The 24,022-nt window shown below is 41.0% G+C and carries 21 protein-coding genes; 19 read left to right on the forward strand and 2 right to left on the reverse strand.

Annotation, left to right across the window (positions count from 1 at the left end; all coding sequences use genetic code 11):
• The 7 genes from M1F26_RS04155 to nqrM all read left to right on the forward strand — a co-directional run bounded on the left by M1F26_RS04155 (position 1) and on the right by nqrM (position 6,009).
• On the forward strand, positions 1–1,239 hold the full coding sequence (locus tag M1F26_RS04155; protein ID WP_004264756.1) for an NADH:ubiquinone reductase (Na(+)-transporting) subunit B: 1,239 nt from the start codon (positions 1–3) through the stop codon (positions 1,237–1,239).
• Complete coding sequence (locus M1F26_RS04160) at positions 1,232–2,026, forward strand: Na(+)-translocating NADH-quinone reductase subunit C (protein WP_140172721.1); 795 nt, start codon at positions 1,232–1,234, stop codon at positions 2,024–2,026. The genes M1F26_RS04155 and M1F26_RS04160 overlap by 8 nt, the downstream gene beginning before the upstream one ends.
• Positions 2,019–2,648 carry an NADH:ubiquinone reductase (Na(+)-transporting) subunit D gene (locus tag M1F26_RS04165; protein WP_004264762.1) on the forward strand — a complete coding sequence of 210 codons (630 nt, stop codon included), beginning with the start codon at positions 2,019–2,021 and terminating at the stop codon, positions 2,646–2,648. The genes M1F26_RS04160 and M1F26_RS04165 overlap by 8 nt, the downstream gene beginning before the upstream one ends.
• A 4-nt stretch (positions 2,649–2,652) precedes the next feature.
• The gene (gene nqrE / locus M1F26_RS04170; RefSeq protein ID WP_004264764.1) at positions 2,653–3,249 is read left to right on the forward strand and encodes an NADH:ubiquinone reductase (Na(+)-transporting) subunit E; all 597 of its coding nucleotides are present in this window, start codon (positions 2,653–2,655) and stop codon (positions 3,247–3,249) included.
• A 15-nt stretch (positions 3,250–3,264) separates the two neighbouring features.
• Positions 3,265–4,491, forward strand: a complete 1,227-nt coding sequence (nqrF, locus tag M1F26_RS04175; RefSeq protein WP_140172719.1) for an NADH:ubiquinone reductase (Na(+)-transporting) subunit F — start codon at positions 3,265–3,267, stop codon at positions 4,489–4,491.
• 240 nt (positions 4,492–4,731) lie between these two features.
• The gene (locus M1F26_RS04180) at positions 4,732–5,763 is read left to right on the forward strand and encodes an FAD:protein FMN transferase (RefSeq protein WP_140172718.1); all 1,032 of its coding nucleotides are present in this window, start codon (positions 4,732–4,734) and stop codon (positions 5,761–5,763) included.
• Between the two features lie 18 nt (positions 5,764–5,781).
• Positions 5,782–6,009, forward strand: a complete 228-nt coding sequence (nqrM, locus tag M1F26_RS04185; protein ID WP_102139747.1) for a (Na+)-NQR maturation NqrM — start codon at positions 5,782–5,784, stop codon at positions 6,007–6,009.
• Positions 6,010–6,206: 197 nt separating this feature from the next.
• Here nqrM and M1F26_RS04190 read toward each other — a convergent pair whose 3' ends face one another.
• Complete coding sequence (locus M1F26_RS04190) at positions 6,207–7,103, reverse strand: glycerophosphodiester phosphodiesterase family protein (protein ID WP_140172717.1); 897 nt, start codon at positions 7,101–7,103, stop codon at positions 6,207–6,209.
• Between the two features lie 283 nt (positions 7,104–7,386).
• Between M1F26_RS04190 and dinB the strand changes: the two genes are divergently transcribed.
• A complete protein-coding gene (gene dinB, locus M1F26_RS04195) occupies positions 7,387–8,442 on the forward strand; it encodes a DNA polymerase IV (RefSeq protein ID WP_102139745.1) in 1,056 nt (351 codons plus the stop codon).
• Positions 8,443–8,491: 49 nt separating this feature from the next.
• Here the strand turns inward: dinB and pepD are convergent, their stop codons facing one another.
• Positions 8,492–9,952: a beta-Ala-His dipeptidase gene (gene pepD, locus M1F26_RS04200; RefSeq protein ID WP_140172716.1), complete on the reverse strand. Its 1,461-nt coding sequence runs from the start codon at positions 9,950–9,952 to the stop codon at positions 8,492–8,494.
• Positions 9,953–10,389: 437 nt separating this feature from the next.
• On the opposite strand from pepD, the gene gpt reads away from it, so the two are divergent.
• The 11 genes from gpt (at position 10,390) to alaS (ending at position 23,999) form a co-directional block, all read left to right on the forward strand.
• Complete coding sequence (gene gpt / locus M1F26_RS04205; protein WP_140172715.1) at positions 10,390–10,854, forward strand: xanthine phosphoribosyltransferase; 465 nt, start codon at positions 10,390–10,392, stop codon at positions 10,852–10,854.
• A 184-nt stretch (positions 10,855–11,038) separates the two neighbouring features.
• Positions 11,039–12,289 carry an esterase FrsA gene (gene frsA, locus M1F26_RS04210; protein ID WP_200129311.1) on the forward strand — a complete coding sequence of 417 codons (1,251 nt, stop codon included), beginning with the start codon at positions 11,039–11,041 and terminating at the stop codon, positions 12,287–12,289.
• Positions 12,290–12,360: 71 nt separating this feature from the next.
• The gene (gene crl, locus M1F26_RS04215) at positions 12,361–12,762 is read left to right on the forward strand and encodes a sigma factor-binding protein Crl (RefSeq protein ID WP_036958914.1); all 402 of its coding nucleotides are present in this window, start codon (positions 12,361–12,363) and stop codon (positions 12,760–12,762) included.
• Between the two features lie 116 nt (positions 12,763–12,878).
• Positions 12,879–13,982 (forward strand): glutamate 5-kinase, encoded by a 1,104-nt coding sequence (gene proB / locus M1F26_RS04220; RefSeq protein WP_036958967.1) that lies wholly within the window; start codon positions 12,879–12,881, stop codon positions 13,980–13,982.
• 2 nt (positions 13,983–13,984) lie between these two features.
• On the forward strand, positions 13,985–15,238 hold the full coding sequence (gene proA, locus M1F26_RS04225) for a glutamate-5-semialdehyde dehydrogenase (protein WP_004264803.1): 1,254 nt from the start codon (positions 13,985–13,987) through the stop codon (positions 15,236–15,238).
• Positions 15,239–15,365: 127 nt separating this feature from the next.
• Positions 15,366–15,863 carry a shikimate kinase AroL gene (gene aroL / locus M1F26_RS04230; RefSeq protein WP_004264804.1) on the forward strand — a complete coding sequence of 166 codons (498 nt, stop codon included), beginning with the start codon at positions 15,366–15,368 and terminating at the stop codon, positions 15,861–15,863.
• A 140-nt stretch (positions 15,864–16,003) separates the two neighbouring features.
• The gene (aas, locus tag M1F26_RS04235) at positions 16,004–18,151 is read left to right on the forward strand and encodes a bifunctional acyl-ACP--phospholipid O-acyltransferase/long-chain-fatty-acid--ACP ligase (protein ID WP_140172713.1); all 2,148 of its coding nucleotides are present in this window, start codon (positions 16,004–16,006) and stop codon (positions 18,149–18,151) included.
• 1 nt (position 18,152) lies between these two features.
• Entirely contained in the window at positions 18,153–19,355 is a 1,203-nt protein-coding gene (lplT, locus tag M1F26_RS04240; RefSeq protein WP_140172712.1) for a lysophospholipid transporter LplT, read from the forward strand.
• Positions 19,356–19,369: 14 nt separating this feature from the next.
• Positions 19,370–19,873, forward strand: coding sequence for a nicotinamide-nucleotide amidase (pncC, locus tag M1F26_RS04245; RefSeq protein WP_004264808.1), 504 nt, complete (start codon positions 19,370–19,372; stop codon positions 19,871–19,873).
• Between the two features lie 104 nt (positions 19,874–19,977).
• Positions 19,978–21,045 carry a recombinase RecA gene (recA, locus tag M1F26_RS04250; RefSeq protein WP_094962029.1) on the forward strand — a complete coding sequence of 356 codons (1,068 nt, stop codon included), beginning with the start codon at positions 19,978–19,980 and terminating at the stop codon, positions 21,043–21,045.
• 326 nt (positions 21,046–21,371) lie between these two features.
• The gene (gene alaS, locus M1F26_RS04255; protein WP_140172711.1) at positions 21,372–23,999 is read left to right on the forward strand and encodes an alanine--tRNA ligase; all 2,628 of its coding nucleotides are present in this window, start codon (positions 21,372–21,374) and stop codon (positions 23,997–23,999) included.
• Positions 24,000–24,022 lie beyond the last annotated feature (23 nt).

Here is a 24,022-nt window from a genome sequence, read left to right on the forward strand (position 1 = left end):
ATGGGTCTGAAAAATTTATTTGAAAAGTATGAGCACCATTTTGAGCCCGGTGGAAAGCTAGAAAAATACTATGCGTTATTTGAAGCAGTTTCGACTGTTTTTTACACGCCGGGTACGGTAACAAAAGGGCGTTCTCATGTCAGGGATACTATTGACCTGAAACGTATGATGATATTGGTGTGGCTAGCGGTTTTCCCAGCTATGTTCTGGGGAATGTATAACGTTGGTAACCAAGCCATCCCAGCTTTGCATCAATTATATAGTGGGGCTGAATTACAGCAAGTTTTAGCTAGTGATTGGCATTATAGCTTAGCGCAGTTTTTAGGCGCATCACTTTCGATGGATGCGGGATGGGGAAGTAAAATGCTGCTGGGTGCAGTGTATTTCCTTCCTATTTATGCAGTCGTTTTCTTAGTCGGTGGTTTCTGGGAAGTGTTATTCGCCATGATCCGCGGCCATGAAATAAACGAAGGCTTCTTTATTACCTCGATTCTATTTGCCTTAATTGTGCCGCCAACCATTCCTTTATGGCAGGCTGCATTAGGTATCACGTTCGGGGTTGTTATTGCGAAAGAAATTTTTGGCGGTACTGGGCGTAACTTCTTAAACCCGGCATTGGCTGGACGTGCTTTCTTATTCTTTGCTTATCCTGCTCAAATATCAGGTGACTTAGTTTGGACCGCTGCAGATGGCTTCTCTGGTGCAACACCATTATCACAATGGGCAACAGGTGGTGAGCATGCGCTAATGAACACAGTGACTCATGAGCCTATTACTTGGATGCAAGCCTTTTTAGGTAATATGCCAGGTTCAATTGGTGAAGTGTCAACTCTGATGCTGTTTATTGGTGGGGCTCTTATCATGTTCTTCCGTATCGCATCATGGCGTATTGTCGCTGGTGTGATGGTTGGTATGATTGCAATGTCCTACCTATTCAACGCGATTGGCTCTGATACCAACCCGTTATTTGCTATGCCATGGTGGTGGCACATGGTACTCGGTGGCTTCGCATTCGGTATGATTTTTATGGCGACAGACCCAGTATCAGCTTCATTCACAGACAAAGGTAAATGGGCGTACGGCATTCTGATCGGCGTAATGTGTGTTCTTATCAGGGTTGTTAACCCAGCTTATCCAGAAGGGATGATGCTGGCTATCCTATTCGCCAACCTGTTTGCTCCTCTGTTTGACTATCTGGTCGTTCAAGCAAATATTAAGCGGAGAAAAGCTCGTGGCTAATGAAAAACCAATTAATAACGATAGCGTCGGCAGAACATTTCTAGTCGTTTTTATTCTTTGCCTAGTGTGCTCAATTGTCGTCGCAGGGGCTGCCGTTGGTTTAAAACCACAGCAGCAAGAGCAGATTCAGTTAGATACTCAACGTAATATTTTAAGTGTGGCAGGTTTGCTACAACCTAAAATGACCGCTGAGGAAATTCAAAGTATATATAAGGAACGTATCGAGCCTAAGCTTTTGAATTTTAAAACTAATGAATTGTCTGATAGCACTGGCCGTTATGACTTAAATAACGAGCTACGTAGTGAAGAAACGAGTATTGCATTATCTCCAGCAGAGGATATTGCAAAAATCCGCCGTCGTGCCAATAGTGCTGAAATCTATTTGGTTAAAGATGAAACAGGGAAAGTATCACAAATTATTTTACCTGTTTACGGCTCTGGCTTGTGGTCTGTGATGTATGCCTTTATTGCGGTTGATGTAGATGGTGTCACCTCTCGAGGTATTACTTACTATGCACATGGTGAAACCCCAGGGCTGGGTGGTGAGGTTGATAACCCTCAGTGGAAAGCACAATGGCCAGGTAAAAAGCTGTTCAATGAACAGGGGGTTCCGGCAATTAAAATCGTGCGCGGTGGTGCTACAGATAACCCATACGGTATCGACGGCCTTTCAGGTGCGACTCTAACATCGAACGGGATCCAACATATGTTTGATTTCTGGTTAGGGGATAACGGTTTTGGTCCGTTCCTGAAAAAAGTACGTGAAGGAGCGCTGAATAATGGCTGATTCAAAAGAAGTAAAACGCGTCCTACTTGGGCCGCTATTTGATAACAACCCAATTGCTTTACAGGTATTAGGGGTTTGTTCTGCACTTGCAGTGACAACGAAGTTAGAAACCGCGCTCGTTATGACGATTGCTGTAACCTTAGTGACGGCATTTTCTAACTTCTTTATTTCACTTATCAGGAACTATATTCCGAGCAGTGTACGTATTATCGTTCAAATGGCGATCATTGCATCTTTAGTTATTGTGGTTGACCAAATTTTACGTGCATATGCCTATGAAATATCAAAACAACTTTCTGTATTTGTTGGCTTGATTATTACTAACTGTATCGTAATGGGGCGTGCTGAAGCTTATGCAATGAAAGCGCCACCAATTGAAAGCTTCATGGACGGTATTGGTAATGGTCTAGGTTATGGTGTGATCCTTGTTTTAGTCGGCTTTTTCCGTGAGTTATTTGGTTCCGGCAAATTGTTTGGCATCACAGTTTTTGAATCACTACAAACCGGTGGTTGGTACATGCCAAATGGCTTGTTCCTCCTCGCGCCAAGTGCATTCTTTATCATTGGTATGCTGATTTGGGGACTACGTACTCTGAAACCAGCTCAGGTAGAGAAGGACTAATCACATGGAACACTATATTAGCCTATTTGTTAAAGCCATTTTTATTGAAAATATGGCATTAGCGTTTTTCTTGGGAATGTGTACTTTCCTTGCGGTGTCGAAGAATGTAAAAACCGCTTTTGGACTGGGTATCGCTGTAACGGTAGTTCTGGGGATCTCTGTCCCAGCCAATAACTTAGTATACAACTTGGTGTTACGTGATGGTGCGATTGCCGAAGGTATCGATTTATCCTTCTTGAACTTCATCACTTTTATCGGTGTTATTGCCGCGTTAGTTCAGATCCTTGAAATGATTTTAGACCGCTACTTCCCGTCACTGTATAACGCGTTAGGTATCTTTTTGCCATTGATTACCGTTAACTGTGCCATTTTCGGTGGTGTTTCTTTCATGGCTCAGCGTGATTATAACTTTAGCGAATCGATTGTGTATGGGTTCGGTTCGGGGATCGGTTGGATGCTCGCAATCGTATTGCTGGCGGCTATCCGTGAGAAAATGAAGTACTCAGATATTCCATCGGGTCTAAAAGGGTTAGGTATCACCTTTGTGACAACCGGTTTAATGGCATTGGGCTTTATGTCCTTCTCCGGTGTGCAGCTATAAAGGCGAGAAGAATTCATGGAAATTATTATTTTAGGTGTCGTGATGTTTACCCTGATTGTCTTGGTGCTGACAGGTTTAATCCTGTTTGCAAAATCCAAGCTAGTCAACACAGGGAACATCAAAGTTGAAGTTAATGGCGATCCAGACAAAAGCTTTGAAGCTCCAGCAGGTGACAAGCTGTTAGGTATGTTATCAAACCAAGGTATTTTTGTTTCATCAGCGTGCGGTGGTGGTGGCTCTTGTGGTCAGTGCCGTGTGACAATCAAAGAAGGCGGTGGTGATATTCTGCCAACTGAGCTTTCACACATCAACAAACGTGAAGCAAAAGAAGGCTGCCGATTAGCGTGTCAGGTCAACGTTAAGCAAGATTTAAAAATTGAGCTTCCAGAAGAAATTTTTGGTGTGAAAAAATGGGAGTGTGAAGTTATTTCTAATGATAACAAAGCCACTTTCATTAAAGAGCTTAAACTGAAAATCCCAGAAGGAGAGGTAGTTCCTTTCCGTGCGGGTGGTTTTATTCAGATTGAATGCCCGGAACATGTCGTCAAATATGAAGATTTTGATGTACCAGAAGAGTACCGCGAAGATTGGGATAAATTTAACCTGTTCCGTTATGTGTCTGAGGTTAAAGAGCCAACTGTTCGCGCCTATTCGATGGCAAACTACCCGGAAGAGTATGGCATTATCATGCTAAACGTGCGTATTGCTACACCTCCACCTCGTAACCCTGATGTTCCACCAGGAATTATGTCCTCTTATATTTGGTCATTAAAGCCAGGGGATAAAGTGACTATTTCTGGGCCGTTTGGTGAATTCTTTGCTAAAGAAACGGAAGCAGAAATGGTGTTTATCGGTGGTGGTGCGGGAATGGCGCCAATGCGTTCTCACATATTTGACCAACTGCGTCGCTTAGATTCTAAACGTAAGATCAGTTTCTGGTATGGTGCGCGTTCAGTCCGCGAGATGTTCTACACAGAAGATTTTGACCAACTTGCTGCAGAACATGAAAACTTTACATGGCATGTCGCGCTTTCAGACCCTATGCCTGAAGATAATTGGGATGGTTATACCGGTTTCATTCATAATGTTTTATATGAAAACTACTTAAAAGATCATCCAGCGCCAGAAGATTGTGAGTTCTATATGTGTGGACCTCCAATGATGAATGCTGCTGTGATTAAAATGTTGAAAGACCTCGGTGTTGAAGATGAAAACATCCTATTGGATGACTTCGGTGGTTAAGCAACTTAGCTGATTTTATTAGACTTATCAAAGTCAGTAGACAGTAACACTTTAAAGAGGGAAAATATTTTCCCTCTTTGTGATTTTAGTAAATCTATTAAGTGCTAATTAGTTAGCGCTTAATAGGTAGATTTATAATTATTTTGACTGGAACATTCTCTGCATGGGTGACGATGTAAAGTGTGTTAATAGTCTGGGCGGCCTTAACAAAATGCGCTCATGATTGACGCGGAGAAAATTATGCTAAGTAAAAGAATCTATACCCCAATACTGCTATTTGTTGCAGCTCTGTTTCTTACTGCCTGTGGTGGACCTGAACAACAGAATCTTCAGGGGCAAACGATGGGGACGTACTATTCGGTTAAATATGTTACAGACTCTTCGGAGCCAAAGCCTGAAGCTATTCAAGCTGAAATAGATAAACGTCTGGAAGAAGTTAACGACCAAATGTCAACATATCGCCCAGATTCAGAATTAAGTCGTTTTAACCAATTTAAAGAAGTGAATACACCATTCCCTGTATCTGCTGCAACGGCAACAGTGGTTAAAAAAGCGATTGAAATTAATAAGCTGACAAGTGGTTCACTAGATGTAACGGTTGGTCCTTTAGTTAATTTATGGGGTTTCGGTCCTGAAGGAAGAGTGACTAAAGCACCTTCGGATGAGGAGTTAGCTAAGCGTAGCGCTTGGGTTGGTATCGAAAAACTTGCTGTTCAAGATAATAACCTAATTAAAACAATCCCTGAGCTGTACGTTGACCTCTCCTCAATTGCTAAAGGTTATGGTGTCGACGTTGTTGCTGAATATTTAGAATCATTGGGTATCAATAATTATATGGTTGATATCGGTGGTGAAGTGCGTACAAAAGGAACAAATGGTAAAGAAGTGCCATGGCGTATTGCAATAGAAAAACCTGCATCGGATGGGGCAAGCCAAACAGCACAAGAGGTCATTGAACCGGGTGACCGTTCTATCGCTACATCAGGAGATTACCGTAATTATTTCGAGCAAGATGGCGTTCGTTTTTCTCATACCATTGACCCGAAAACAGGAAAACCAATCACTCATAATTTAGTTTCTATTACGGTGATTGCAGAAAATTGCATGAGTGCTGATGGCTTATCTACAGGGCTAAATGTTTTGGGGCCTGAAGCTGGCTTTGTTTTAGCTGAAAAAATGAATATTCCTGTTTTCATGATTGTTAAGACAGATAAAGGTTTTGAAGAGCGTTATACTAAGGCATTCGAACCGTTTTTAACCAAAAAACAGTAGTTGTGGGAGGACAAAAAAATGCTTAATATTTTCATTGCAGCCTTTGCACTGTTTTTGTTGGCCTTTTTAGGCATGTCACTTGGGTATATTATTAAACGTAAGAGTATTCAAGGTAGCTGCGGTGGGTTAAGCAGTATTGGTGTTGAAAAAGTGTGTGATTGTCCCGAACCTTGTGATGCGCGTAAGAAACGCATGGCACGCGAAGAAGCACGTAAAAAACTGCTCAATAAAAACCGAATTATATAATTCAACTCTTAATTTATATACCTTAGCTAACAGTATTGTTGGCTAAGGTCGCTATGAAGAGCATTATACTATTTAATCTTACGGACGTGGCTTAATATAACTTGTTATTATGTAATAAAATAAAATGATTATTTTAAATAATGTAAGTTAAAAACTAAGCTATTATTGAAATAACTTAGTTTTTATATTGAAGTATATTATTTTTTAAATGCTTTAGGTGAATCAACCATTACAGCATCAACACCAATTTCTTTTGCGAGTTGGTAGTCACTTTCATTATTAACACCAAAAACAATGATATAAGCATTACCATTTTTTCTAAAACAATCAATAGCTTCTTTGTCCCATGAAATAACCGCAGGTGAACGGGCTTCACCTAAAGTGTATTTTTCAACAACTTCAATTTTTCGATGTAATTCAAAACCGAACCAACGGGTTTCAGATTCATGATTTTCCATAGGACATTGATGACTTATCACACTATTTGCCAGTATAGTACGAGTTTCATCTCGGCTTTCGAATAACTGTAATTTAGGCTTAAGAGTTTTCAATGCATTTAAAAATGCGTCATTAGTTGAATAAAAACGTACTCGATTAACACTATTTGTCTCTTTCAATAGATTAAGAATAGCTTCTGCTTGAATGTTAGGGTCTGCATCAGGTGATTTCAGGTCAACATAGAAAGTTGTATTCGGATATTCTTGCAAAATAGTTTTTAACGTACTAATCGTGGTTTTCTGCAAAGGAAACTGTTGATTATGTTTTTGGCTAAATTGATAAGCCGCATTGATTTGGTTTAGTTGCTCAGCGTTGTATGCGGATACTTTACCTTTTTTATCGGTTAGTTCATCCAGTTTGCTTGGTCGATATAAAACTAATTGATTGTCTTTACTTAATTGTACGGTTATCCAAATCGCATCTGACTTATTTTTAATCGCTAAATCAATAGCGTAAAGCGTATTTTCAGGGGCATCCGCAGTTCCTGCTCGATGCGCAACAATTTTAGGGGATAGTGCAAAAGCTGTCTGGCTAGCAAACAGTATTATGAGAGTTGCCATAAAATTAACATATTTTGATGTTGATATAATTGCCATAGATATAATCCATAGATAGTTTTCAAGGTATTGTCGTTGGTAAAACAACTCTTTCTATTACTTTTTTGTTTAAAAGTAAGTATTGACACTTATTTTTAAGAGTAACTTTAAGTAGAGTCTTTAATTGGATAGCTTGGCAGATGATTATTGCAATAATATGAATTACCTAGTTATCATTAAGTTAGCACCCTATTCATCAGTTTTATGGTGATGTAACAATGATTGCATGGCTAACAAATATACTGTATATTTAATCAGGTGTTTGATTGGCAGGGGTTAACTCGTGCGTAAAATTATTCATATTGATATGGACTGCTTTTATGCAGCGATAGAAATGCGGGACGATCCAAGCCTTCGCAATGTGCCTATTGCGGTGGGTGGAAGCGCAAATCGTCGAGGCGTTATTAGTACTGCAAATTATGAAGCCCGTCGCTATGGTGTTCACAGTGCTATGTCCACAGCAATTGCACTTAGGCTTTGTCCGCATTTGAAAGTTGTTCCTGGGCATATGGCACTTTATAAAGAAACCTCTTTGCATATTCAAAAGATATTTGCACGCTATACGGACCTTATAGAGCCCCTTTCTCTTGATGAAGCTTATTTGGATGTTACGGATTGCACACAATTGCACGGCTCTGCAACGTTAATCGCAGAGGCTATCCGCCAGCAAATCTTTGATGAACTGCAATTAACCGCTTCAGCGGGGATAGCGCCAATAAAGTTTTTGGCGAAAATCGCTTCAGATATGAATAAACCCAATGGTCAATTCGTAATCACACCGCAAAATATCGATCAATTTGTTCTTAACTTGCCTCTAAAAAAAATTCCTGGGGTGGGTAAGGTAACAGCCCAAAAATTAGCGGATATGGGGTTGATGACTTGTGCGGATGTCCAAAAATATGATGTTGTTGAATTGATTAAAAGCATGGGTAAATTTGGACAGGTACTTTGGGAGCGTTGCCATGGTATCGATGAGCGAGCTATTAACCCTGATAGGCTGAGAAAGTCGGTGGGGGTTGAGCGTACGTTTGCTGTGGATATTGACCAGTGGGGGGACTGTTTGCTGCTGCTTGATAAATTATATGATGAACTCCAACGGCGTTTGGCGAAGGTAAAACCTGACCTACGCATTGCTCGCCAAGGTGTGAAATTTAAATTTGCAGACTTCCAGCAAACCACACAAGAACACGTATATCCAGTTCTCAATAAACAGGATTTGGTGCAAATAGCGAAACAAGTTTGGGATAATCGGCGCCTAGGGCGTGGTGTTCGGTTAGTTGGTTTACATGTGATGCTGCAAAGCCCACAGCTTGAAAGACAACTATTACTTGAATTATAAAAAAACACCCATCGTATGATAGGTGTTTGATTTACAATTAATTAGTTGTTTATTCTTTAACTGGAATTGCTTTTAAAACCGCAGTTAATAATTTCCAATACTCACCAACGCTTGCAATATGCACACGCTCATCAGGGGAGTGCGCACCACGAATAGTTGGCCCAATTGAAACCATATCCATGTCTGGGTAAGGCTTTTTGAATAAGCCACACTCAAGGCCTGCGTGGATCACCATCACATTAGGAATTTTACCGAATAGTTTGTTGTAGGTATCACTGACTAAATGCATCACTGGTGAGTCTGCATCGGGCTGCCAACCAGGGTAACTGCCTTCTGCTCGATATTGGGCTTGTGCTAATTTACTGATAGAGGTCAGCATGTTAACAACGTAGTTTTTGCCGCTATCGATAAGAGAACGCACAAGAAAGATAATTTCTGCTTTATCTTCAGTTAGTCGTACAACGCCTTCGTTAAGTGATGTTTCAACCACACCAATGGCAACATCACTCATGCGAATTACACCGTTTGGCGCAGCATTTAAGAAGAAAACAAAACGTTTTTGGCAGTCATCAGAAAGCGCTTTTAACTCACTCTGTGCTTCGTCTAGCAGTAGAACAAGGTTAGGCTCAACGACGGCTAATTCATTTTTCAGAATATCTTCATAACGAGCTCTTAGGGCAGTTAACTCAGCGACTTTGTTCGCAGGAACGGCAATAATGGCGTAAGCTTCCCGAGGAATGGCGTTACGAACAGTACCACCTCTGAAATCTAATAGTTTTAGGTTTAAATCTTCTGCGTGGCCAGCTAGAAAACGTGCTAACAGCTTATTGGCATTACCTAAGCCTAAATGTACATCACCACCAGAGTGCCCACCTTTTAGGCCTTTTAGGGTCATTGTGAAGGTTTTATAGCCTTGTGGTAATGCTTCACGTGTCAGGTCAAACGTAGAGGTAAAGTCAACCCCACCAGCACAACCCATGTAAATTTCACCTTCTTCTTCTGAGTCGGTGTTAATCAGAATATCGGCTTGTAACCAGCCTGCTTTCAAGCCAAACGCACCTTCCATGCCGGCTTCTTCAGTCATGGTCAGAAGAACTTCCATTGGCCCATGCTCAACACTATCATCAGCAAGAACAGCCAACGCAGAAGCTAAGCCAATGCCGTTATCAGCACCTAAAGTGGTTCCTTCAGCGGTGACCCATTCACCATTAACATATGGACGAATTGGGTCTGTTTTAAAGTCATGCACCGTATCGTTATTTTTTTGTGGCACCATGTCTAAGTGAGCTTGTAAAACAACCCCTTTGCGGTTTTCATAACCAGGTGTTGCAGGTTTACGGATCAGAATATTGCCCACTTCATCACGTTCAACGTGAAAGCCTTTTTGTTTTGACCAATCAACAATATGTGCGGCTAAGGCTTCTTCGTGATACGAAGGGTGTGGGATAGAACAGATTTTAGCGAAGATATCCCATAGCGGTTGGGGGGATAATGTAGCTAGCTCAGACACGTCTCTCTCCTTTTATTTTCCCTTTATATTTCAATCTGTAGCGTTGTTGGCTTCATTCATAAATCCCAGTCACATACTTATGTATGCTCCTAGGATTTACTCATTTGCCGCCTAGCTACAAATTGAACTATTTAGGGATAATATCCTGAATAACTCAGTAGGAGCTGATTGGCAACCAACGTTAATTTCAGCTTCAATTTTAAAAGGAATATTGCTGTAATTATGACCTAACAGCCTGAAGTTTCGAATTAAAGGCTGCCTCTTTTATAAACTCAGGATAACACTTTCTTTTGAGCAATGGACAGTGTAAATGATAATAATTAATGGCGAATGGTGCTTTTTGCTGGTTTTTAACCGGCCAAATCACTATAATCTCGCGCAACCTTTTTTCCGCAAGACACTTTTCAGATTTACTCAGCAGTCGGGACCCGAATTTTATGAGCGAAAAATATGTCGTAACGTGGGATATGTTGCAAATACATGCCCGTAAACTCGCACAACGTTTATTACCAGTAGAACAATGGACCGGTATTATCGCGGTTAGCCGTGGTGGCCTTGTTCCTGGAGCACTGCTTGCACGCGAACTTGGTATTCGTAACGTTGACACCGTTTGTATTTCTAGCTATGACCATGACAACCAGCGCGAATTAACCGTGATTAAACGCGCCGAAGGTGATGGTGAAGGCTATATTGTGATTGATGACCTCGTTGATACTGGCGGTACAGCACAAGCTATTCGTGATATGTACCCTAAAGCGCACTTTGTGACTATTTTCGCAAAACCAGCAGGTCGTCCATTAGTTGATGATTACATTGTTGATATCCCACAAGACACATGGATTGAACAGCCATGGGATATGGGCGTCGTTTTTGTTAAACCATTGTGTGAACAAGATAAATAAATCTGTGTTTTACGCGAGCTTTAGGTAAAAACATTGTAATTATAAAGTGTTATAGAATTTATTGATTGCAAAAACACATTAATACCTAAAATTTTTAAGCTAAACACGATATAATTTGGGGAGTGCATTTTTGCATTCCCTTTATTTTTGGCCAAATTCAACTCTGATAGACAAGGAAATAGGGATGACTCAGCAAAACCTTTCAGAAAAACTTTTCAAACCTAAAGTCAGACAAGTTGAAACGTCAACATTAGTCTCTTATTCATCTCAAACAATTTCTCAAATTAAAGAACATAGTGTGTTAAGTGGGTCTCACCATGCGGGGTGGTACCGTATGATTAACCGCTTAATGTGGATTTGGCGGGGAATAGACGCCTTAGAAATTGAAGAGGTGCTAAGCCGTATTGCTATCTCAGATGCTGAGCGTAGTGATGATAATTTATTGGATACAGTCATTGGTAATCGTCGTGGAAACTGGTGTTTTGAATGGTCCCAGCAAGCCATGCATTGGCAGCAAAAAGCGTTAGAGTTTGAAAAAGGTGCAGAAGCAGGGGATGCTTGGTTGCGTTCTGCTAATTTGTACAGCATTGCAGCTTATCCTTTTATTAAAGGTGACGAGCTGGCTGACCAAGCTATTTTGTTGGCTTGTAAAGCGTATGATAGCGCAGCAAAATTTTCTCAATATCGCTTAAAGAAAATTCCATTTAAAGTTGATGGTGGAAAAGAAGTCTGTGGCTTTTTACATATTCCTTCACACGGTCAAGGGCCTTACCCGACCGTGATGATTTGCGGCATGTTAGATAGCTTACAAATTGATTTTTGCCGCTATTTCCGTGACTACCTCGAACCTCTCGGTATTGCGATGCTAACACTGGATATGCCATCTATTGGTTATTCGGTAAAACAAAAGCTTACACAGGAAACAAGCACCCTACATGAGCAAATTGTTCGCCAGATTGGGGATATCGCTTGGATTGACCACACGCGTTTTGGTATCGTGGGTATGCGTTTTGGCGCAAATATAGCGTTAAGATTAGCTTATATGTGCCCTGATAAGATTAAAGCGGTTGCTGTTATAGGGCCAATTGTCCACAGTTTATTGCATGAAGAGAAATATCAACAAGATATTCCTCGGATGGTTTTGGATGTATTCGCCAGTCGTTTGGGTGTTTATCAAGTTGATGGTTCTGCTTTACGTCATGAATTAAGTTGCTATTCACTTAAAAATCAAGGGCTTTTGGGGCGGCGCAGTAAGGTCCCAATGCTATCGGTTAGTCTTAAAGATGATATTTACAGCCCCAAAGCAGAGTCTGATTTAATTCGACGTTCATCGATGGATGCTGACACGATAATGCTACCAAGCCAGCCCGTTTTTGCTAATTTTGAAAAGGCGCTAAGTGAAACTACTAATTGGTTAAAAGCAAAAATACTTTAATTTTATTTAATAACTTGCTTATTTTTTCCCATTTGTTAAAAAGGTGTCTTCCCAAGAAGGAGATCCTTAACATGGCTTTACCGACTGATTACTCAAATGGAAAGTATTTAAAGAAGTTTGCTTCGATAGGACCTTATTTACGTGAAAAACAATGTTTAAATGGCTGTTATATATTCGATAGCCTCGTTGTTTGCGTGAATGCAAATATTGCCCCAGAAAAACGTGAATTTTGGGGGTGGTGGCTAAAATTGGTTGCAACTGATAAGGGGTTTGAATTTACTTATCATTTGGGCCTATACAACAGCCATGGTAGTTGGCAAGTTAAAGCATTAAAAGATGCACCAACCATTGAGGCGACAGAGCAAAATTTAGTGTCTTTTCACCAAGCTCTTGCAAAACAACTATCTGAACTTGAGTTAAGCCTCTTTCCCTCCCCGCTAATGACAGAATTAAAACTGGAATTAAGCGCATAAATTTGTTTTAAACCAACTTTTGTTGAATTTTGCGTTATGCCTGTTGGCATAACGCGCTTCTCCTGATAAAAATGATACCTACTTTTTGGTTTATTAATCCTAATGGCAGAAAAATGATGAAAAATAGCCAGACGCTGGTAGTTAAATTAGGGACCAGTGTATTAACAGGGGGCTCGCGCCGTTTAAATCAAGCTCATATTGTTGAGCTGGTTAGGCAGTGCGCGCAGCAATATGAAAAAGGGCATCGTATTATTATTGTGACTTCTGGGGCAATTGCCGCAGGTCGCGAACACTTAAATTACCCCGAACTGCCGGCTACCATAGCATCTAAACAGTTGCTTGCGGCGGTCGGTCAAAGTCGTTTAATCCAGTTATGGGAACGGTTATTCTCCATTTATGGCATTCATATCGGGCAAATGTTACTGACACGAGCCGATTTAGAAGACAGAGAACGTTTCTTAAATGCACGAGATACCTTGCAAGCACTGCTAGATAACGGAATCATTCCAGTTATCAATGAAAATGATGCTGTGGCTACCGCAGAAATCAAAGTCGGTGATAATGACAATCTATCCGCTTTGGCCGCGATTCTTGGCGATGCAGATAAACTGCTATTATTGACAGATATCGAAGGCTTATATGATGCTGATCCACGCAGTAATCCAAATGCAAAATTGATCCCTGAAGTGTATGGTATCAATGATGAACTTCGCGAAATGGCGGGGGGAAGCGTTAGCGGGTTAGGAACCGGTGGAATGGCAACTAAATTACAAGCAGCAGATGTCGCGGGCCGTGCAGGAATTGATGTTATCATTGCAGCAGGCAATAAACCGGATGTTATTAATGCGGTTATTGAAAATCTTCCAGTTGGTACCCGTTTTTATGGGCAAAAAAATCCAATGGAAAATCGTAAACGTTGGATTTTCGGTGCTCCAGCAGCTGGAGATGTGTACATTGATGATGGTGCACAACTGGCAATTATGGAAAAAGGCAGTTCATTATTGCCAAAAGGTATTAAGAAGATTGAAGGCGATTTCTCCCGAGGCGCAGTGATCCGTATTCGTAATATGGCAGGGAAAGATCTTGCTCATGGGGTCAGCCACTATAACAGTGATGCACTTAGAATGATTGCTGGGCACCATTCACAAGAAATCAGCAAAATACTTGGCTATGAACACGGTTCTGTGGCTGTTCATCGTGATGATATGATAGTGAGTTAATTATGTTAGAGACAATGGGTAAGGCTGCAAGGGTTGCTTCATGGCAATTAGCTCAGTTAAGTACCAAACAAAAAAATGCAGCACTATTACAAATTGCAGATCTACTAGAACAAGATAATGCAGTTATACTTGCAGCGAATCAAAAAGACATGGCGCAGGCAAAAGCAAGCGGTATGACTGAGGCGTTACAAGACCGCTTATTGCTGACGCCAGAGCGTTTAAAAAGTATTGCTGATGATGTTAGAAAAGTATGCCAATTAGCTGATCCTGTTGGGCAAATCATTGATGGAAGCCAATTGGATAGCGGCTTAAATTTACAGCGCCGCCGTGTCCCATTGGGGGTTGTCGGTGTCATTTATGAAGCCCGCCCTAATGTCACCGTTGATGTGGCTTCGTTATGTTTAAAGACAGGTAATGCGGTCATTTTACGTGGCGGGAAAGAGACGCATCATACTAACCTTGCGGTGGTGGAAGTTATTCAAAAAGCATTGGAAAATAGCGGCTTGCCAGCAGATGCAGTACAAGCTATTAATAACCCTGACCGTGAATTAGTTGCGCAATTACTCAAATTAGATCGCTACGTGGATATGCTAATCCCTCGCGGCGGTGCGGGTTTACATAAATTATGTCGTGAGCAATCAACGATCCCAGTAATTACTGGGGGAATTGGTGTTTGCCATACATTTGTTGATAAATCGGTAGATTTTAATAAAGCCATTAACGTGATTATTAATGCAAAAGTTCAGCGCCCAAGCGCTTGTAATTCACTGGAAACATTATTAGTTCATAAAGAGATTGCGAATGAATTTCTGCCGTTTTTAAGTGAAAAAATGGCACAACAACAAGTCACATTACATGCGAGTGAAAAAGCGCTTCCATTGCTAAAACAAGGCCCAGCTAAAGTTGTTGATGTAAAACCTGAAAACCTTGTCGATGAGTGGCTATCACTGGATCTTAACGTAGACATTGTTGATGATATTGACGCGGCTATCGACCATATTCGTCATTATGGTACAGCCCATTCTGATGCTATCTTGACAGAATCTATTCACCAAGCTGACTATTTCGTTCAATGTGTAGATTCAGCCGCGGTATATGTTAATGCAAGCACTCGCTTTACCGATGGTGGGCAGTTTGGTTTAGGTGCAGAGGTCGCAGTGAGTACGCAAAAATTACATTCACGTGGCCCTATGGGGTTAGATGCACTAACAACGTACAAATGGATCGGGTATGGTGACTTTTTAAGTCGTCCATAATGAGTAAAAATGATGAGATAGCCACACTTGTGTGGCTTTCTTTTTTTATTTGCCAAACTAGGCAGTTTATCATAAGCAAATTTGTAATCGGTATTGCTTAGTATTTATGATGATGGGATGAAATTTAATGTTTTACATTATCGGTCCAAGAGGTTCGGGTAAAACCACAATTGGTAAAAAATTTGCAGAATCTAAAGGTTATCAATTTGTTGATACAGATAAATTGATTTTAGAAAAAGCGGGAAAAAGTATTGCAGAAATTGTTGAACAGCACGGTTGGGATTACTTTCGCCAGCTAGAGACTGACGTCCTTAAGTCGATTACGCAAAGCGATATGATTGTTTCAACTGGTGGGGGGCTTGTTCTTGCAGAAGAAAATCAGCAAATTATGCGTAATAACGGCACCGTGATTTACTTAAATACCCACCCTGAAGTTTTAGCAAAACGCCTCGCTGCGGAACCGCAAGCGGATCAGCGACCAAGTTTGACAGGAAAATCTTTAGTTGAAGAAATTGAAGAAGTAATGCAACAAAGGGAGCCTATCTACCGTGCGACAGCACATCATATTATTGATGCGGCACAGCCTGTCGACGACATCATCGCACAACTTAATGATTTAACTTAAACTCATGAGTGATAAGCCAGCGGTGTTTTCGGAATATACTAATTAGAGTAAAGGGAGTAGCTCAGTAAGATAGAAGTCACTAAAGGTATAGTCGTATCACACTAATATATAAAAATATAATCATAGTATAGGGACTCATTATGTTGGCAAAGATAGTCAAAACAGTACTTAAATTTTTGTTTCGCGTACAAGTTATTGGCGACGCGAAAGAATTTAATCAAGATAAATGCTTAATTACGCCCAATCATGTTTCTTTCCTAGATGGTGTATTAATCGCACTTTTTTTGCCTGTCAAACCTGTATTTGCTGTTTATTCAACATTTGCCACACCGAAAATGGTGAAGCGCCTTAAGCCCTATGCGGATATTGTCCCTCTTGATCCTGCCAACCCTCTAGGTATTCGTCATCTAGTTAAAGAGGTAGAAAAAGGGCGCCCAATAGTTATTTTCCCAGAAGGCCGAATTTCGGTTCATGGCTCTTTAATGAAAATATACGAAGGAGCGGCTTTTGTGGCAGCAAAGTCAGAAGCAAAAGTTGTTCCTATTCGTATAGAAGGTGCACAATATAGCCATTTTGGGCGGCTGAAAGGAATTTTTCCATTAAAATGGTTCCCGAAGATCACATTGCATATATTGCCGGCACAAGATATTCCAATGCCAGAAGCACCTAAGGCTGTAGAGCGTCGTGCCCTGGCGGGTGAACACCTGTACCAAATCATGAAATCTGCTCGTATGTCTTGTTTACCACAAGTCACATTAGTTGAAGAATTTATTCAAAGTGTCCAGTTTTTTGGGCGCCGCACGCCTTGTATTGAAGACATCGCATTTAAAGAGGATTCATATCAATCTCTATTGAAAAAAACCTTAGGGGTTGGTCGTATTATTGAACGCTATACTCATGAAAATGAAAGAGTTGGCCTATTATTGCCAAATGCGACAGTCACCGCAGCCGCGATTTTTGGCGCTTTAATGAGAGGCCGAGTACCTGCCATGCTTAATTACACTGCGGGCAGTCACGGTATTAGTAACGCTTTAAAAGCTTCAGCAGCGAAAGTGGTCTTTACTTCCCGCCAATTTTTGGAAAAAGGCAACTTAACGCATATTCCAGAACAAGTGCCAGAAGCAAGTTGGATTTACCTTGAAGATTTAAAAGACACGGTAACATGGCAAGATAAAATATGGATTATTAAGCACTTATTTAATCCTAAAAAAGCCATTATTCCCCGAAAGCCGTCCGATGAAGCGATTGTTTTATTCACATCCGGCTCGGAAGGTACACCGAAAGGTGTTGTTCACAGCCATGCCAGCTTGATGGCAAACGTAGAACAAATTAAAACGATCGCCGATTTTACACCTCGTGACCGCTTTATGTCGTCACTTCCATTATTTCACGCATTTGGTTTGACGGTTGGCTTATTTATCCCTCTATTTTCAGGTAGCCGAGTTTTCCTTTATCCAAGCCCATTACATTACCGGATCATTCCTGAATTAGTCTATGACAAAAACTGTACGGTATTATTTGGAACATCAACCTTTTTAGGTAACTACGCACGATTTGCTCATCAGTATGATTTTGCACGTTTGCGTTATGTGGTTGCGGGCGCAGAAAAATTATCAGATAAAACCAAAAAAATCTGGTTCGATAAATTTGGCATCCGAATTCTTGAAGGCTATGGGGTAACTGAGTGTGCACCTATTGTTTCAATTAATGTGCCAATGGCCGCTAAAGAAGGCTCTGTAGGGCAAATTTTACCCGAAATGGAAGCGCGAATTATCCCCATTTCTGGTATTGAACAAGGTGGTAAATTACAGCTTAAAGGCCCAAATATCATGAAAGGGTATTTGCGTGTGGAAGCGCCTGGGGTACTTGAAACACCACGAGCTGAAAATGCACAAGGTGAAATAGAGGAAGGTTGGTACGACACAGGTGATATCGTTGAACTAGATCATAAAAATTTCTGTACGATAAAAGGCCGTGTTAAACGTTTTGCTAAACTTGCGGGTGAAATGGTTTCTCTCGAAAGTATTGAGCAAATGGTGGCATCTCTTTCTCCTAATGCAAATCACGGTGTGGTTACAAAGCCAGATAGCAGTAAAGGTGAAGCGCTTGTTTTGTTCACAACAGATAAAGAACTAGACCGTAGCGCATTATCCAGCGCAGCCAAGAGCAAAGGGTTAATCGAGTTAGCGGTTCCACGTGATATTCGTTTTGTTAAAGAATTGCCAGTACTAGGTAGTGGTAAAACGGATTTTGTCACATTAAAGCAAATGGCATTAAAGGATGAATAAGATGCAAGAAAGTACTTCTAATTCACCGTTAATGAGCAGAGGGATGAAAGCCGTTCTTGCTTCACAATTTCTCTCTGCATTTGCAGATAACGCATTATTATTCGCCATATTAGCCCAGCTAAAAGCCGAATTTTACCCTGAATGGAGTCATCCTATCCTGCAAATGGTGTTTGTTTTTACGTACATCGTTTTAGCACCGTTTGTTGGGCAAATCGCAGATAGGTTCTCAAAGGGACGCGTGATGCTGTTTTCTAACATCTTCAAGTTTATTGGGGCATTAGGGATTTGTTTTGGCCTAAACCCATTCCTTTGTTATGGGTTAGTGGGAATCGGCGCAGCTTCATATTCACCAGCTAAATACGGTATTTTGGGGGAACTGACCGGGGGAGATAACCTCGTTAAGGCCAATGGTGTCATGGAAGCTTCAACAATCGCAGCCATTTTAGTGGGGTCAGTTGTTGGCGGAATGCTTTCCGATATTAACTTAATTTTAGCGCTGGGAACATGTGCTGTATTGTATGCGTTAGCCGTTATTGCGAATTTTTTCATCCCACACTTAGCTGCCGCGAGGCCTGGAAAAGGTTGGGATCTTAAACTGTTAATTACTTCTTTTTTCAATGCCTGCCGGGTGCTATGGGCTAACCAAGAAAGCCGTTTTTCACTAGTTGGAACCAGCTTGTTCTGGGGGGCTGGGGTAACGCTGCGTTTTCTGCTCGTTGCATGGGTGCCTGTGGCATTGGGATTACAAGACAACACAACGCCGACTATTTTAAATGCGATGGTTGCCGTGGGAATAGTTGCAGGAGCCGGGCTTGCTGCCAAGTTTATTACCTTAAAAACGGTTTATCGCTGCATTCCTGCGGGAGTTATTATAGGTGTGATGGTGGTGTTACTTTCGTTGCAAACTAATATTATTCCATCCTATTTTATTTTAATCATCCTTGGGATCTTCGGCGGTTTATTTGTCGTTCCGTTGAATGCATTATTGCAAGAAAAAGGGAAGGAAACTGTTGGAGCAGGGAATGCGATTGCAGTACAAAATTTAGGTGAAAATAGTGCAATGCTAATTATGTTAGGCTTGTACTCATTAGCAATTAAAGCAGGTTTGTCAGTTGTGAATGCCGGTATTGGTTTCGGTGCTGTATTCGCAATTGCGATTGCGGGTTTATGGGTTTGGGATCGCGCTCGTAAAAAAATGGCATAAAGGTAGATAACATCATGATAGATGAGAAGCGGCTTGAAACTCTGAGTATTCAGGTTGGGCTGAAACTGAAAGAACAGGGTAAAACAGTCACAACCGCAGAGTCATGTACCGGGGGCTGGGTTGCCAAAGTTTTAACCGATATATCGGGTAGCTCAGATTATTTTCAGCGTGGCTTTGTGACATACAGTAATGAAGCAAAGCATCAAATGATCGGTGTTAAAGATGAGTCTTTACAGCAGTATGGAGCTGTAAGCCAACAAGTCGTTACTGAAATGGCGACAGGCGCTTTACAAGAAGCCTGTGCAGATTTTGCTGTTTCAGTTAGTGGAATAGCAGGCCCTGGGGGCGGTAGTGTAGAAAAACCTGTTGGTACAGTATGGTTTGGTTTTGCACAGAAACAGGCAGACCAAACGGTATTAGTCACAACACAACATCAAGTGTTTCAAGGAAACAGAAATGAAGTTCGTTTTCAATCAACACTTTATATACTTGAAACACTTTTAAAGCAGTTAAGTTAAAAATTTCCTTGATACTGTATGATTATACAGTATAATTAATTTCAACAAACCGAATTCAATCGTTTTATTTGCAGTGGTCAAATCATTGCACTTAGGGAGTAAACATGGCTATTGATGAAAACAAACAAAAAGCACTTGCAGCAGCATTAGGCCAAATTGAAAAGCAATTTGGTAAAGGTTCCATTATGCGTCTTGGTGAAGACCGCTCTATGGATGTTGAAACTATCTCAACAGGCTCCTTATCCCTTGATGTTGCATTGGGTGCTGGTGGCTTGCCACTAGGTCGTATTGTTGAAATCTACGGCCCTGAATCTTCAGGTAAAACAACACTAACTCTGCAAGTTATTGCTGCAGCGCAACGTAGTGGTAAAACATGTGCTTTCATCGATGCTGAACACGCTTTAGACCCTATCTATGCTAAAAAATTAGGCGTTGATATCGATAACTTACTATGTTCTCAACCGGACACCGGTGAGCAAGCGCTAGAAATTTGTGATGCATTAACTCGCTCAGGTGCGGTTGATGTGATCATCGTTGACTCCGTTGCTGCATTAACACCAAAAGCTGAAATTGAAGGTGAAATTGGTGATTCACATATGGGCCTAGCTGCTCGTATGATGAGCCAAGCAATGCGTAAGTTAGCTGGTAACTTAAAAACATCTAATACCTTACTGATCTTTATCAACCAAATTCGTATGAAGATTGGTGTTATGTTTGGTAACCCAGAAACAACAACAGGTGGTAATGCATTAAAATTCTACGCATCTGTTCGTTTAGACATCCGCCGTATTGGTGCTGTTAAAAATGGCGAAGAAATCGTCGGTAGTGAAACTCGCGTTAAAGTGGTAAAAAACAAAGTTGCAGCACCGTTCAAACAAGCTGAATTCCAAATTTTGTATGGTGAAGGTATTAATACCTTCGGCGAGTTAATTGACTTAGGTGTAAAACATAAGTTAATTGAAAAAGCAGGGGCTTGGTATAGTTATAACGGCGATAAAATTGGCCAAGGTAAAGCTAACTCAACAAATTATTTAAAAGAGCACCCTGAAGTCGCTCAAGAAATTGATACCAAACTGCGTGAAATGTTATTGAATCACACTGGTGAATTTAGTAGTGCAGCAACAGACTTTATCAGTGATGCTGATGAAGAAGAAACACCAGAAGAATTTTAATTTTAATCTAATTAATTGATTAATAAGTAAATTATAGGCGCTCCGCTGATGTGGTGGCGCCTATTTTATTTTTAACCTATTACATTAATAGTTTATTGAACAGTTTTTCTGTGGAAAAATACACCAGTGCAAGGTATAAACATACTTTCAGAAAATATCTAGACGCTTTACAATGAAAGCTGCGAATGGATGTATCTATATTTTACTTCTGCACAAAGAGACTTTATCTTATCAGTCACTTTTTAATCGGAGAGTTGATTAGAGGTGATGTTACATTCCATCTCAACAATTCGTAATTCTGTTTCCAGCTTGATATCGGGATAAATATGAGTAAAAGCACCGCTGAGATCCGTCAAGCGTTTCTCGACTTTTTTCATACAAAAGGTCATCAAGTGGTCTCTAGTAGTTCACTAGTGCCAAATAATGACCCTACACTATTGTTCACAAACGCAGGGATGAACCAGTTCAAAGATGTATTTCTTGGTCTGGATAAAAGAGCATATTCCCGAGCGACAACCGCGCAACGCTGTGTGCGTGCAGGTGGTAAACATAACGACTTAGAAAATGTGGGCTATACCGCCCGCCACCATACATTTTTTGAAATGTTAGGCAATTTTAGCTTTGGCGATTACTTTAAGCATGACGCTATCCGTTTTGCTTGGGAGTTATTGACTAGCGAAGAATGGTTTAACTTACCAAAAGAAAGGTTGTGGGTAACCGTTTACGCAACTGACGATGAAGCTTATGATATCTGGAATAAAGAAATTGGTATTCCAGTTGAGCGTATTATTCGTATTGGTGATAACAAAGGCGCACCATATGCGTCAGATAACTTCTGGCAAATGGGTGATACCGGTCCTTGTGGTCCATGTACCGAGATTTTCTATGATCACGGTGACCATATATGGGGTGGCCCTCCAGGAAGCCCAGAAGAAGACGGTGACCGCTATATTGAAATTTGGAATTTAGTCTTCATGCAATTTAACCGTCAGTCTGACGGGACAATGGAGCCTCTACCAAAACCTTCAGTTGACACAGGAATGGGCTTAGAGCGTATTTCTGCGGTATTGCAGCACGTTAATTCAAACTATGAAATTGATATCTTCCGTGACCTTATTGCTGCGGCAGCTAAAGCAACAGGTGCGACGGATTTAGAGAATAAATCATTACGCGTTATTGCTGACCACATTCGTTCTTGTGCATTCCTTGTCAGTGATGGTGTTATTCCATCAAATGAAGGTCGTGGTTATGTTCTGCGTCGTATTATTCGACGTGCTGTTCGTCACGGTTATATGCTTGGTGCCAAAGACACTTTCTTCTACAAATTAGTCGCGCCATTGATTAAAGTCATGGGGCCTGCGGCTGATGAACTTGCACGCCAGCAAGCTATGGTTGAAAAAGTTCTCAAGACCGAAGAAGAGCAATTTGCACGCACGTTAGAACGCGGTCTTCAATTATTAGATGAAGAACTTGCTTCACTGAAAGGGGATACTCTGGATGGTGAAGCGGCATTCCGCTTATATGACACCTATGGCTTCCCAATCGATTTAACGGCAGATGTTTGCCGTGAGCGCAATATTAAAGTCGACGAAGAAGGTTTTGAGCGGGCGATGGAAGACCAGCGTCGTCGTGCGCGCGAATCCAGTGGTTTTGGTGCGGATTATAACTCTTTAATTAAAGTTGATAAGCGTAGTGAATTCTCCGGTTATCAATATGATGAGCAACAAGCCACTATTACTGCATTATATAAAGATGGCCAACCTGTAGACAGTTTGAATGCGGGTGAAGAAGGCTTAGTTATACTAGATAAAACTGCATTTTATGCAGAGTCTGGTGGGCAAGTCGGTGATACTGGTTACTTAAATAATGACAATGCGAGCTTTAAAGTCACTGATACACAAAAATATGGTCAAGCAATTGGGCATATTGGTAAGGTAGAGGCGGGTTCACTGGTTGTTAACCATAGAATTACCGCTGTTGTGGATAGCGCTAGACGTGATGCGATCCGTTTAAATCACTCAGCAACACACTTACTGCATGCGGCATTACGCCAAGTATTAGGCGACCATGTTTCTCAAAAGGGTTCATTGGTTAATGACAAATACTTGCGTTTTGACTTCTCTCATTTTGAAGCGATGACACAAGAGCAACTACGTCAAGTAGAAGATATTGTGAATGCACAAATCCGTAAAAACTCAGAAATTGAAACTGAACTGATGGATTTAGAAGGCGCTAAAGCAAAAGGTGCTATGGCATTATTCGGTGAAAAATATGAGGAACGTGTACGTGTTCTGAGTATGGGGGATTTTTCTATCGAGTTATGTGGTGGTACACATGCGCGTCGTACAGGAGATATTGGTTTATTCCGTATCTTGAGTGAATCTGGTACGGCTGCAGGTGTTCGTCGTATTGAAGCGACTACAGGCACAATGGCGATTGAAAGCATTCACAATCAGTCAGAGCAACTTTCAGCAATTGCACACTTAGTGAAAGGTGATATTAATAGTCTTGTCGAGAAAGTAAAAGCGGCGTTAGACAAATCTCGCCAACTCGAAAAAGAAATTGTGCAACTAAAAGATCAACAAGCATCTCAAGAAAGTGCTTCACTAAGTAGTAAAGCGAAAGACGTGAAAGGCATCAAATTATTAGTCACTCAATTAGCGGATACTGATCCTAAGTTGTTGAGAACTATGGTTGATGACCTTAAAAATCAGTTGAAATCAGCGATTATCGTGCTTTCAACAACAAGTGGTGATAAAGTCAGTATGATCGTTGGGGTAACTAATGATTTGACTGCTAAAGTTAAAGCAGGGGACTTAATTTCCTATATTGCAAGTCAGGTAGGTGGTAAAGGTGGCGGTCGCCCAGACATGGCTCAAGCGGGAGGTACTGACGTTAGCGCATTACCTGCTGCTATGGCAAGTGTCGAAGAATGGGTCGAAGCGCGTCTGTAAGCACTTACAAAGTTGCCTCATTA

Source organism: Providencia sp. PROV048 (genome assembly GCF_033688165.1).
Classification (GTDB): domain Bacteria; phylum Pseudomonadota; class Gammaproteobacteria; order Enterobacterales; family Enterobacteriaceae; genus Providencia; species Providencia hangzhouensis.